The following is a 12,267-nucleotide window of genomic DNA, read 5'->3' on the forward strand; positions in this document are numbered from 1 at the left end:
TTATTTAGTTATCATTGAATCTCAAGCAACGAGGCAAGGTCCCATGGCCGAGAAAAAAGGCTCTTCCAGCGAGAAAACGCTTTACTGCTCCTTCTGCGGTAAGAGCCAGCATGAGGTGAAGAAACTGATCGCGGGTCCGTCGGTCTTCATCTGCGACGAGTGCATCGACCTTTGCAACGAGATCATCCGCGACGAATTGCCCACGGGTGACGATCAACGCGAGGCGCGCGGCGACCTGCCGACCCCCAGCGAGATCAAGGCCAACCTCGACAACTACGTGATCGGCCAGGAGCCCGCCAAGCGCGGCCTGTCGGTGGCCGTGTACAACCACTACAAGCGCCTGCGCCACAAGGAAAAGGCCAAGAAGGACGACGTCGAGCTCACCAAGAGCAACATCCTCCTGATCGGGCCCACCGGCTCGGGCAAGACGCTGCTGGCCCAGACGCTCGCGCGCATGCTCGATGTGCCTTTCGTCATGGCCGACGCAACGACGCTGACCGAAGCCGGCTACGTGGGCGAGGACGTCGAGAACATCATCCAGAAGCTGCTGCAAAGCTGCAACTACGAAGTCGAGCGGGCCCAGCGCGGCATCGTCTACATCGACGAGATCGACAAGATTTCCCGCAAGTCCGACAACCCCTCCATCACCCGCGACGTGTCGGGCGAGGGCGTGCAGCAGGCCCTGCTGAAGCTGATCGAAGGCACGATGGCCAGCGTGCCGCCCCAGGGCGGGCGCAAGCACCCGAACCAGGACTTCCTGCAGATCGACACGACCAACATCCTGTTCATCTGCGGCGGCGCCTTCTCCGGCCTGGAGAAGGTGATCGAGCAGCGCACCGAAACCTCGGGCATCGGCTTTGGCGCCTCGGTGAAAAGCAAGGCGCAGCGCAGCCTCACGGACGTGTTCCGCGAGGTCGAGCCGGAAGACCTGATCAAGTTCGGCCTCATCCCCGAACTGGTGGGCCGCATGCCCGTGGTGGCCACCTTGTCCGAACTGAGCGAGGACGCCCTGGTGCAGATCCTCACCGAACCCAAGAACGCGCTGGTCAAGCAGTACGGCAAGCTGCTGGCCATGGAAGGCGTCGACCTGGAAATCCGCCCGAACGCCCTGCGCGCCATTGCCAAGCGAGCGCTGGCCCGCAAGACCGGGGCCCGCGGCCTGCGCTCGATCCTGGAGCAGTCGCTGATCGACACCATGTTCGAGCTGCCCAATACCGCCAACGTCGATAAGGTTGTGGTGGACGAATCCACGATCGAAGAGAACAAGCCACCCCTGCTGGTGTACCGCGAAGCCGCCAAAAAGGCCTAGCGCTTAATTTTCGAGTGATCTTTCGCACGAATCCAACCCTGACAGCCGCATTGCGATGCGGACGGGTTGAAAATCTCCCATTCCGGTCCATATTCGACTGAGATAGTAAAAAGGATCACCATGTCCGGACACGTTCCATTGCCCGCCACCGCCATCGACCTGCCGTTGCTGCCTTTGCGCGACGTCGTGGTCTTCCCGCATATGGTCATTCCGCTGTTCGTGGGCCGGCCCAAGAGCATCAAGGCGCTCGAGGCCGCCATGGAGGCCGAGCGGCGCATCATGCTGGTCGCCCAGAAAGCCGCCGCCAAGGACGAGCCTTCGGTTTCCGACATGTTCGAAGTCGGCTGCGTCTCCACCATCCTGCAGATGCTCAAGCTGCCTGACGGCACCGTGAAGGTGCTGGTCGAGGGCCAGCAGCGCGCCCGCGTCAACCGCATCGAGGACGGCGAGCAGCATTTCACGGCCAACGTCACGCCCGTGGATTCGGCCGAGAAAGACCCGAAGTCCAGCGAGATCGAAGCGTTGCGCCGTGCCGTGATGCAGCAGTTCGACCAGTACGTCAAGCTGAACAAGAAGATCCCGCCGGAGATCCTCACCTCCATCTCCAGCATCGACGATCCCGGCCGCCTGGCCGACACCATCGCCGCACACCTGCCGCTGAAACTCGATAACAAGCAGATCGTCCTGGACCTGGCCGACGTCAAGCTGCGCCTGGAAAACCTGTTCGAGCAGATCGAGCGCGAGGTCGACATCCTGAACGTCGACAAGAAGATCCGCGGCCGCGTCAAGCGCCAGATGGAAAAGAACCAGCGCGACTTCTACCTGAACGAGCAGGTCAAGGCGATCCAGAAGGAGCTGGGCGAGGGCGAAGAGGGCGCGGACATCGAAGAGATCGAAAAGAAGATCAAAGCCGCAAAGATGCCGAAGGACGCCAAGAAGAAGGCCGACGGCGAACTGAAAAAGCTCAAGCTGATGTCCCCGATGTCGGCCGAAGCCACGGTGGTGCGCAACTACATCGAGGTGCTCACGGGTCTGCCCTGGAGCAAGAAGACCAAGATCAAGCATGACCTCGGCCACGCCGAGGGCGTGCTGAACGAAGACCACTACGGCCTCGATAAGGTCAAGGACCGCATCCTCGAATATCTCGCGGTGCAACAGCGCGTCGACAAGGTCAAGGCGCCTATCCTGTGCCTGGTCGGCCCTCCCGGCGTCGGCAAGACCTCGCTGGGGCAGTCCATCGCCAAGGCGACGGGCCGCAAGTACGTGCGCATGGCCCTGGGCGGCATGCGCGACGAGGCCGAGATCCGCGGCCATCGCCGCACCTACATCGGCGCATTGCCGGGCAAGGTGCTGACCAACCTGAACAAGGCCGGTACGCGCAATCCGCTGTTCCTGCTCGATGAAATCGACAAGCTGGGCACCGACTTCCGCGGCGACCCTTCCAGCGCGCTGCTGGAGGTGCTGGACCCCGAGCAGAACCACAAGTTCGGCGACCACTATGTCGAGGTCGACTTCGACCTGTCCGACGTGATGTTCGTCGCCACCTCGAACTCGATGAACATCCCGCCGGCGCTGCTGGACCGGATGGAAGTGATCCGCCTGTCCGGCTATACCGAGGACGAGAAGACCAACATCGCGCTGAAGTACCTGCTGCCCAAGCAGATGACCAACAACGGCGTGAAGGAAACGGAACTGCTCGTCACCGAAGACGCGGTGCGCGACATCATCCGCTACTACACGCGTGAGGCCGGCGTTCGCTCGCTCGAGCGCGACCTGGGCAAGATCTGCCGCAAGGTCGTCAAGGGCCTGCTGCTCAAGAAGTACACCCCGCTGGTGACGGTGAATGCCGACAACCTGAACGACTTCCTGGGCGTGCGCAAGTACACCTATGGCCGTGCCGAGGCGCAGAACCAGGTGGGCCAGGTCGTGGGCCTGGCATGGACCGAGGTCGGGGGCGACCTGCTGACGATCGAAGCGGCGCTGATGCCCGGCAAGGGCGTCTCCACCACCACCGGCTCGCTGGGCGACGTGATGAAGGAGTCGGTTGCCGCCGCGCGCACCGTGGTGCGCAGCCGTGCCCGCAGGTTGGGCCTGATGGACGAGGTCTTCGAGAAGAAGGACATCCACATCCACGTGCCCGACGGCGCGACGCCCAAGGACGGGCCCAGCGCGGGTGCGGCGATGACCACCGCATTGGTTTCGGCACTGACCGGTATCCCGGTCCGCGCGGATGTGGCCATGACGGGCGAGATCACGCTGCGCGGCGAAGTAACGGCGATCGGCGGCCTGAAGGAAAAGCTGCTGGCGGCCTTGCGCGGCGGCATCAAGACGGTGCTGATCCCCGAAGAGAACGCCAAGGACCTTCAGGATATTCCGGAGAACGTGAAGAACGGCCTGGAGATCGTGCCGGTGAAATGGATCGACAAGGTGCTGGAGGTGGCGCTGGAGCGCATGCCGACGCCGTTGCCCGAAGAAGAGCCCGTTGCCGCCGCGGCGCCGATCGCTCCGGCCGCCGGTGATGGGCCCAAGCCTGCGCGCCCGGCATCGGTGAAGCACTGAGGCGCCGACCGGGGTCCAAAAAACTACGCTATAATTCGAAGCTCGAAATGCGGGAATAGCTCAGTTGGTAGAGCGCAACCTTGCCAAGGTTGAGGTCGAGAGTTCGAGACTCTTTTCCCGCTCCACATTTCGAAAAAGGGAAGCCCAGGCTTCCCTTTTTCATGGTTACGCACGGCGCGGTAGCAAAGCGGTTATGCAGTGGATTGCAAATCCATCCAGGGCGGTTCGACTCCGCCCCGCGCCTCCAAGGTTCACAGCCCCGCCAACATGGTTGCCGGGGCTGTTTCGTTTTTGTTTCACAATGGGCCTGGGCCTCGATGGTGAAATTGGTAGACACAGCGGACTTAAAATCCGCCGCTTTCCTGAAAAGGGGCGTGCCGGTTCGATCCCGGCTCGAGGCACCAGAAAGAGTCGGGTACACGCATGTCACGATATAACGCTCCGTTCGAAATCCACGTCCATGGCGATGTGCAGTTGCGCGCCGACGTGACCTACGCCCAGTTGCAAGAAGCGCTCAAGCCGATGTGGGCCTACTCGGGCGCGAATTCGCTGGCCGACGCCGCCGGAAGCGCCTACGAGGAAGAGCCCGGCATCAAGTTCGACGCGACCGAGCACATTCTTCGCATGTGCTGGACGGTGCCCGGCGACGAGGATTTCCGCCAGTCGCTCGACGAGATGTGCATGAGCCTGAACGAACTGGCGCAATCGGGCGCCGCGATCGAGGTGACCTTCTATGACGCCGAATTCGACGAGGAAGAGGAATCCCCCGAGGCGGAATCGCGCGACGATTTCGTCATGTTGTTCGTCGGGCCCAACCCCGCTGCCATCATGCAGGTGCAACGCGACCTGCTGGTGGAAGACGTGGTGAACCTGATGGAGCGCCACTTCGACGGCGCCGAGCTCGGTGGCGTGGTGGCCGAGATCGACAAGCTGTTTGGCCAGCGCTTCGACGCGTTGGTGAACTCGCTGGAGATCGGCAAGCCGCCGCGCGGCACGGGTGGTGGCGGCTCCGGCCACGGCGGCGGTCGCCGTCCGCGGCACCTGCATTGATGTTCTCGCAGGGCGCCCTGAACCCCGGCGTGCGCAAGCGCGAGGTGTTCGGCTGGGCCATGTACGACTTTGCCAACTCGGGCTACACCACGGTGGTCCTCACCGCCGTGTTCGCGGCTTATTTCGTCGGCGGCATCGCCGGCAAGGCCGAATGGGCGACCTTCGCCTGGACCGCGGCGCTCAGTGTCTCCTATGCCATCGTGATGTTCACCATGCCGAGCATCGGCGCCTATGCCGACCTGCGTGCGGCCAAGAAACGCCTGCTGGCGATGTTCACCATCGGCTGCGTGCTCTCCACCGCGGCGCTGGCGCTCGCCGGGCCGGGCAGTGTCGCGTTGGCCGTGCTGCTGATCATCATCTCCAACACCTTCTATTCGTATGGCGAGTCGCTCACGGCAGCCTTCCTGCCCGAACTGGCCAAACCCGCATCCCTGGGCAAGGTCAGTGGCTGGGGCTGGGGCTTCGGCTACTTCGGCGGCATGCTGGCGCTGGGCCTTTGCCTGGGCTACGTGATCTGGGCGCAGGGCCAGGGCATCAAGGCGGAGCGCTTCGTGCCGGTCACGATGGTGATCACGGCGCTGCTGTACGGGGCCGCGGCGCTGGTGACCTTCTGGCTGCTGCGTGAACGCGCGCAGCCCAATCCGGACGCGCTGCGCCAAGGCGGGATCAAGGCCTCGCTGCAGCAGCTGCGGCGCACCTATCTGCAGGCGCGCAATTTCAAGGACTTCATGTGGCTGCTGCTGTGCGCGGTCTTCTACCAGGGCGGTGTCGCCGTGGCGGTCACGCTGGCCGCGATCTATGCGGAAACCGAGATCGGGTTCAAGCAGCAGGAAACCATGGTGCTGATCTTCGTGCTGAACCTCGCGGCGGCGGCCGGCGCCTTTGGCTGGGGCTACTTTCAGGATCGCATCGGACACAAGATCGCGCTGGCCATCACGCTGGTCGGCTGGATCGCCACCTGCGTGATCGCTGCCACCACGACGACCAAGGGCGGCTTCTGGTGGGCGGCTGCCATCGCCGGGCTGTGCATGGGTTCCAGCCAGTCGGCCGGGCGCGCCATGGCGGGCATGTTCGCGCCCAAAAGGCAGCTGGCGGAGTTCTACGGCCTGTGGACCTTCGCCATCCGGCTGGCCAGCATCATCGGGCCCCTGAGCTACGGCGCCATCACCTGGGCCACCGGCGGCAACCAGCGGCTGGCGATCATGTCGACCACCGCTCTTTTCATCGCGGGGCTGTTGCTGTTGATCCCGGTGAACGTGTCGCGGGGGCGCCAGGCGGCGTTGCAGGCCGACGCGGCTTAGAGCCCCAGCCAGCGGGACGCAGCGGCCTGGAGGGCGGCGGGCGACCCCGTGGTGAGCAACTCTACCCGGCCCTGGTCCTGGGCCTCTAACAGGCCCGCGGCTTCCAGCAGGCGGTGGGTCTGGCGTGCCACGGGCTCACCGGTTTCGATGAGCGTGACGCCCGGGCCCGCGTGAGCCAGCAGCTGCGCCTGGGCGAACGGGTAGTGGGTGCAGCCCAACACCAGGGTGTCGACCTGCCCGGGAGCCGATCCGTATTCGCCGATGGCGCGGATGTACTTGGCGCAGAGTGCATCCACCTGCTCCAGGTCGTCGGCCTCGATCGCCGCGGCCAGTCCATCGCAGGGCTGCAACACGAACTCGGCCTGTTCCTTGAGCGAGTCGTGGAGCGCGCCGAACTTTGCCGACTGCAGCGTACCGCGGGTGGCGAGCACGCCGATGCGCTTGGTGCGGCTGCGCGCCACCGCCGGCTTGAGCGCCGGCTCCACGCCGACCAGCGGCAGGCCGGGGTAGTCGCGACGCAGGAGATGGATCGCCGCCGCCGTGGCCGTGTTGCAAGCCACCACCATCGACTTCACGGCGTGCTCTTCGATGAGTTGGCGGAAGATGGCGCGCGAGCGATCGGCAACGTAGTCGTCACCGCGCTCGCCGTAGGGCGCGTGCCGGGTGTCGGCGAGGTACACGAAGTCCTCGCCGGGCAACGCGGCGCGCAGCGCCTTGAGGATGCTCAGGCCGCCGACGCCGCTGTCGAAGACGCCGATGGGCTTCAAGCTGCCGCGACGGGAATGCTCTTGAACTCGCCGCTGGCGATCTTCTTTTGCCACTCGGCCGGGCCGGTGATGTGGGCGCTGGTGCCGCCGGCGTCCACCGCCACGGTAACGGGCATGTCGACCACGTCGAACTCGTAGATGGCTTCCATGCCCAGGTCGGCAAAGCCCAGCACCTTGGCCGTCTTGATCGCCTTGGACACCAGGTAGGCGGCGCCCCCCACGGCCATCAGGTAGGCGCTCTTGTGCTTCTTGATGGCCTCGATGGCGACCGGGCCGCGCTCGGCCTTGCCGATCATCGCGATCAGGCCGGTCTGCGACAGCATCATGTCGGTGAACTTGTCCATGCGGGTGGCCGTGGTCGGGCCCGCGGGCCCCACGGCCTCGCCCTTGACCGGATCGACCGGGCCGACGTAGTAGATGACGCGGTTGGTGAAATCCACCGGCAGCTGCTCGCCCTTGGCCAGCATGTCGGCAATGCGCTTGTGCGCGGCATCGCGGCCGGTGAGCATCTTGCCGTTGAGCAGCAGGGTGTCGCCGGGCTTCCAGCTGGCGACTTCTTCCCGGGTCAAGGTGTCCAGGTTGACCTTCTTGCTCTTGTTGTAGTCGGGCGTCCAGTTCACGTTAGGCCACAGGTCCAGGCTGGGTGGGTCCAGGTAGACCGGGCCGGAGCCGTCCATCACGAAGTGGGCGTGGCGGGTGGCGGCGCAGTTGGGGATCATGGCCACCGGCTTGCTGGCCGCGTGCGTGGGGTACATCTTGATCTTGATGTCCAGCACCGTGGTGAGGCCGCCCAGGCCCTGTGCGCCGATGCCCAGGGCGTTGACCTTTTCGTGCAGCTCCAGGCGCAGTTCCTCGGTCTTGTTGCGGGGACCGCGTTGCAGCAGTTCGTACATGTCGATGTCTTCCATCAACGACTCTTTGGCCATCAGCATGGCTTTCTCGGCCGTGCCGCCGATGCCGATGCCCAGCATGCCCGGCGGGCACCAGCCGGCGCCCATGGTGGGCACGGTCTTGAGCACCCAGTCCACCACCGAGTCGGAAGGATTGAGCATGACGAACTTGCTCTTGTTCTCGCTGCCGCCGCCCTTGGCCGCGACGGTGATGTCCAGCTTGTCGCCGGGAACCAGCTCGGTGAAGATCACGGCCGGGGTATTGTCCTTGGTGTTCTTGCGGTCGAACTGCGGATCGGCCACGACCGATGCGCGCAGGGTGTTGTCGGGGTGGTTGTAGCCGCGGCGCACGCCTTCGTTGATGGCGTCATCGATGCTCCCGGAGAAGCCCTCGAAACGCACGTCCATGCCGACCTTCAGGAATACGTTGACGATGCCGGTGTCCTGGCAGATGGGCCGCTGGCCGGTGGCGCTCATCTTGCTGTTGGTGAGGATCTGCGCGATCGCGTCCTTGGCCGCCGGGCTTTGCTCGCGCTCGTAGGCGCGGGAGAGGTGGGTGATGTAATCGGCGGGGTGGTAGTAGCTGATGTACTGCAGCGCGGCGGCGATGGATTCGATGAGATCGTCGGCTTTGATGGTCGTCGTCATGGTATCGGGGTAAAGCAGGGGGTTTACCCGATTATCCCAGACGCTGCTGAGGGCGCTCCGCGCCGGAGTATCACCGCCCGTTTGTCGTCGCCGTGACTGCCTTACTGGCGTTCATCGTTACCGTGCACGTGTTCCCGGTGCCGGTACAAGCGCCACCCCAGCCTGCAAAGGTTCCTTTGCCGTTGACCTTTACCGTCAACGTGACAGTCGCGCCGCTGGCGAACGGGGCGGTGCAGGTACCGCCGCAGCTGATTCCGGCCGGGACGCTGGTGATCGTTGCATTGCCCGTGCCGGCCTTGGTCACCGTCAGCGCATACGTCGGGATTGCCGCTGTGACCGTGAAAGGCAATGCACCCGACGCGGCTGCTCCAGGGTTGAGCACCGAGACCTGGCCGGTACCCGGGGCGGCTATGTCGGCCGCCGTTATGGCGGCTCTCAACTGGGTGCCGCTGACCAAGGTTGTCGTGCGGGCCGTGCCATTCCATAGCACCGCCGCCCCTGAAACGAAATTGCTGCCGTTGGCGGTGAGCGTGAAGGCGGGCCCCCCTGCAGTCGCGCTGCTTGGGGCGAGCGAGACAAGTGCCGGAACCGCCGGCGGGGGCGGGACTGCGACCGTGAATGGCAATGCGCCGGACGCGGCTCCTCCAGGGTTGAGCACCGAGACCTGGGCGGTACCCGGGGCGGCTATGTCGGCCGCCGTTATGGCTGCGCTCAATTGAGTGCCGCTGACCAAGGTTGTTGTGCGGGCCACGCCATTCCAGTGCACGGCCGACCCCGAAACGAAGTTGCTGCCGTTGGCGGTGAGCGTGAAGGCGGGGCCCCCTGCAGTCGCGCTGCTTGGGACGAGCGAGCCAAGTGCCGGAGCCGCCGGCGGGGGCGGCGGGGGCGGCGGGGCTGTGACCGTGAAAGGCAATGCACCGGACGCGGCTCCTCCAGGGTTGAGCACCGAGACCTGGGCGGTACCCGGGGCGGCTATGTCGGCCGCGGCGATGGCGGCGCTCAACTGAGTGCCGCTGACCAAGGTTGTCGTGCGGGCCACGCCATTCCAGTGCACGGCCGCCCCCGAAACGAAATTGCTGCCGTTGGCGGTGAGCGTGAAGGCGGGCCCCCCTGCAGTCGCGCTGCTTGGGGCGAGCGAGACAAGTACCGGAACCGCTGGCGGCGGCGGCGGCGGTGGCGCCGCGGTGCCGATCTGCACGATAGCGGCCACGGACGGCACACCATTGCCGTTGACAATGAAGAGCATGTAGTGCCCGGGCGGCGCCAGGTTTGCATTGGCTGGAGCCGTGATGCTTAGCGTGCCTGTGCCAGGTGTGAACTGCAGCGTGGTCATACGCTGGTTCTGGTCGAACCCATGCGTGACGGATGGCAGCCGGATCAGCGTCACTTTCTGGATGCTGGCAGCGTCCAGACTCTGAACGGTGATTTGTTGGCCGTATCCCATCGACGCTGGCACCGCACTCATGGCCGGGCGTGCTCCCTTGAACAGGTACGGTGGCGAAAAGACCTCGGCTTCAAGATGGCCGTCGCCGCCGCCTGTGATCACACGTCCGTCTGGGAGAAGCAGCGCCGAGGAGTGGTAAAGCCTTGGCACCGATGCGCTCGCCAGCGTGGTCCAGGCCTCCGTGGCCGGGTTCCACGATTCCGCTGCGAAGACCGGCGATGTTTCATCGTTCCAGCCCGAGCCCGATGTGCCGCCGGTGACCAGCACGGTGCCATCGGGCAGCAAGGTGGCGCTGTGATGGCGCCGGGCGTTGCTCATCGATGCAACTGCGCGCCAGGCCGGAGCCGGCCCGGTCAGGTCGATCACTTGCGCCACCGGTCCAGGCGGGTTATCACCTCCCCCCATCACCAGTATTTTCCCATCGGCGTACATGGCAGCCGAATTGGCGTCGCGATAACCGAAATTGCTCAACCCCAGAAAACTCCATGCACCGGTGCCGGCGGTGTCCAGCCAGCGGATGTTGTCCGAAGGTCCGACCATGATCACCCGGCCATTCGGCGCCACGAACAGCTGCGGATAATAGGGCACTTCCAACTGTGCATTCGTCAAGTCGCGCCACGTGTTGGTCGCGGCCTGATACACCTGCGGTAGCGGATTAACCCCGACGGTCGTGTCGATGCCCCCCGACATCACCAGCGCATCGCCGTTCGGCAGCGTCGTCACTGTCGGATACCAGCGTCCCGCGTTCATGTCGGGCGCCCTCGACCAGGCATTCGTCGCCGGGTCGTACACGCTGGCGTTCGCAAGCCCGACGTTGTCCAGGATATGCCCGCCGGCCACCAGCAGCCGTCCGTCCGCCAGAAAGGCGTGGCCCGCGCAGAACACGTCATAACCTGCAACCGGCAGCGCGGTGATCGCCTGGGTGGTGGGATCCCACAGGTATCCCTGGTCACCGGGGCGGCCCCACATCATGACTTTGCCGCTTGGGAGCAGGTGGCTGTCGATAGGTATGACCGGAAAGTCCTGCAATCGGGTCCACGCGCCTGTGAGGCTGGCCTGCGCGTTCGCAGTACCCGGCGAGAGGAAGCATGCTGTGCCCAACAGGCATGACAGTGCGGCGGCAGCAAGCTTGCGCAACATCACGGCGTTCCTCCCGAGCGAACGAGCAGGAAGACCCGGACCGGAAGGTCGTGCTCATCCACGTCATGCTCGTGAGCTCCGCTCCCCTGCCCAGCCCCTGCGTGATGCCCGGCCGCTGGCACATGCCCGATGGCGATGATCATGCCGCCGGCCGTGATGCCGACGGCCTTGGTCAGCACGAAGGTCGATGGTGCAATAAGACTGTTCAGGTCATGCACGCCGCCGCGCGTCCACAGTACTGCGCGGCTACCTACAGTGCTGGTAGAGGCGCCGACGATGTCTCCCACACCATTGCTGCCGAACGCCTGACTGAATTCCCCACCCGGCAGCGTGCCGAGATCGACGACCCCGCCGCTCCAGGGCCACAAAGTGGCGCGGCGCGCGCCGGACGCGTCGGCCGAGTAGCCGACAACGTCGCCGCGCGCATTGATCGCGTTGGCCTCGCCCGTGGTGTGGCCGGCTAGCAGCGTCAATTCGGCTGGAGTCCGACCAGCCCCCCACAAGATCGGTCTTTGCCCGGCGGCAGTGCTGCGGACGCCCGACACGTCGCCTCGCTCGTTGATGCCGGTCGCTCGACTGCGGGACATATCAGGAGAGCCGGGCAACGCCGTTGGCGTGCCGTTTGCATCCCACATGACGGCGCGCTGGCCTCCAGCCCCGCTGGAGAAGCCGACGGCCTGGCCCCGGTTGTTCAAGGCGTAGGCCGCGCTGGAAGAGTCGCCGCCAAGTGGAGGCAGTTCCCTGGCCGCTCCTGCTCGCGTGCCGGCGAATGCGTGGACCCCGGTTTGCGTGCTGAAGCTGCCCACGTAGCCTCCGGTATCGTTGAGACCGAAGACGACCGCGCTGTCACTTTCGGCCGGTTCAGCGACCTGCCGCGGACCATTGATCTCGAACAATAGTGCGCGCCGGCCCCGGCGCGTACCCTGCGCGCTGTCAAGGATACCGCCGCCCGAGCCCTCACCCGCACTGTTGGGACCGCGAACAACCGTCGCGTAGCCTTGTGCGAGTGTGGCAAGGTCGACCACTCTGTAGGTTTGCGCGGCCGCGTTGGCGGCGACGAAACATGCGGCGAACAACAGGGGTCTGACCCTTATCGCAGCCATGAATTACCTTCCAGGTTCGCACGGTGCGAACGCAGGGCAATTGTGGAAAATGGGGC

At 65.0% G+C, this 12,267-nt stretch carries 8 protein-coding genes and 3 tRNA genes; 7 read left to right on the forward strand and 4 right to left on the reverse strand.

Annotated features, from left to right (window positions below; all coding sequences use genetic code 11):
- The first annotated feature begins 43 nt into the window (after window positions 1-43).
- From clpX to HNE04_RS17920, 7 genes are all read left to right on the forward strand, one after another.
- Window positions 44-1,309: an ATP-dependent Clp protease ATP-binding subunit ClpX gene (gene clpX / locus HNE04_RS17890; protein ID WP_172222088.1), complete on the forward strand. Its 1,266-nt coding sequence runs from the start codon at window positions 44-46 to the stop codon at window positions 1,307-1,309.
- A gap of 120 nt (window positions 1,310-1,429) precedes the next feature.
- Window positions 1,430-3,868: an endopeptidase La gene (lon, locus tag HNE04_RS17895; protein ID WP_172222089.1), complete on the forward strand. Its 2,439-nt coding sequence runs from the start codon at window positions 1,430-1,432 to the stop codon at window positions 3,866-3,868.
- Between the two features lie 49 nt (window positions 3,869-3,917).
- Window positions 3,918-3,993, forward strand: a tRNA-Gly gene (locus HNE04_RS17900).
- 48 nt (window positions 3,994-4,041) lie between these two features.
- A tRNA-Cys gene (locus HNE04_RS17905) sits at window positions 4,042-4,115 on the forward strand.
- Between the two features lie 64 nt (window positions 4,116-4,179).
- Window positions 4,180-4,272, forward strand: a tRNA-Leu gene (locus HNE04_RS17910).
- Between the two features lie 19 nt (window positions 4,273-4,291).
- Window positions 4,292-4,918: a DUF6806 family protein gene (locus HNE04_RS17915; protein WP_172222091.1), complete on the forward strand. Its 627-nt coding sequence runs from the start codon at window positions 4,292-4,294 to the stop codon at window positions 4,916-4,918.
- Complete coding sequence (locus HNE04_RS17920; RefSeq protein WP_172222093.1) at window positions 4,918-6,219, forward strand: MFS transporter; 1,302 nt, start codon at window positions 4,918-4,920, stop codon at window positions 6,217-6,219. Before HNE04_RS17915 ends, HNE04_RS17920 begins: the two co-directional genes overlap by 1 nt.
- On the opposite strand, the gene murI is transcribed toward HNE04_RS17920, so the two are convergent.
- The 4 genes from murI to HNE04_RS17940 all read right to left on the reverse strand — a co-directional run bounded on the left by murI (window position 6,216) and on the right by HNE04_RS17940 (window position 12,211).
- Window positions 6,216-6,986, reverse strand: a complete 771-nt coding sequence (gene murI / locus HNE04_RS17925; RefSeq protein ID WP_172222095.1) for a glutamate racemase — start codon at window positions 6,984-6,986, stop codon at window positions 6,216-6,218. The two genes, HNE04_RS17920 and murI, sit on opposite strands and share 4 nt — an antisense overlap.
- The gene (locus HNE04_RS17930; protein ID WP_172222097.1) at window positions 6,983-8,524 is read right to left on the reverse strand and encodes a fumarate hydratase; all 1,542 of its coding nucleotides are present in this window, start codon (window positions 8,522-8,524) and stop codon (window positions 6,983-6,985) included. Before HNE04_RS17930 ends, murI begins: the two co-directional genes overlap by 4 nt.
- Window positions 8,525-8,594: 70 nt before the next feature.
- The gene (locus tag HNE04_RS17935) at window positions 8,595-11,108 is read right to left on the reverse strand and encodes a galactose oxidase-like domain-containing protein (RefSeq protein ID WP_172222099.1); all 2,514 of its coding nucleotides are present in this window, start codon (window positions 11,106-11,108) and stop codon (window positions 8,595-8,597) included.
- Window positions 11,108-12,211 (reverse strand): hypothetical protein, encoded by a 1,104-nt coding sequence (locus tag HNE04_RS17940; RefSeq protein WP_172222102.1) that lies wholly within the window; start codon window positions 12,209-12,211, stop codon window positions 11,108-11,110. Before HNE04_RS17940 ends, HNE04_RS17935 begins: the two co-directional genes overlap by 1 nt.
- Window positions 12,212-12,267: the final 56 nt, after the last annotated feature.

The sequence above is a fragment of the Caenimonas soli genome, from assembly GCF_013155545.1.
Classification (GTDB): domain Bacteria; phylum Pseudomonadota; class Gammaproteobacteria; order Burkholderiales; family Burkholderiaceae_C; genus Ramlibacter; species Ramlibacter soli.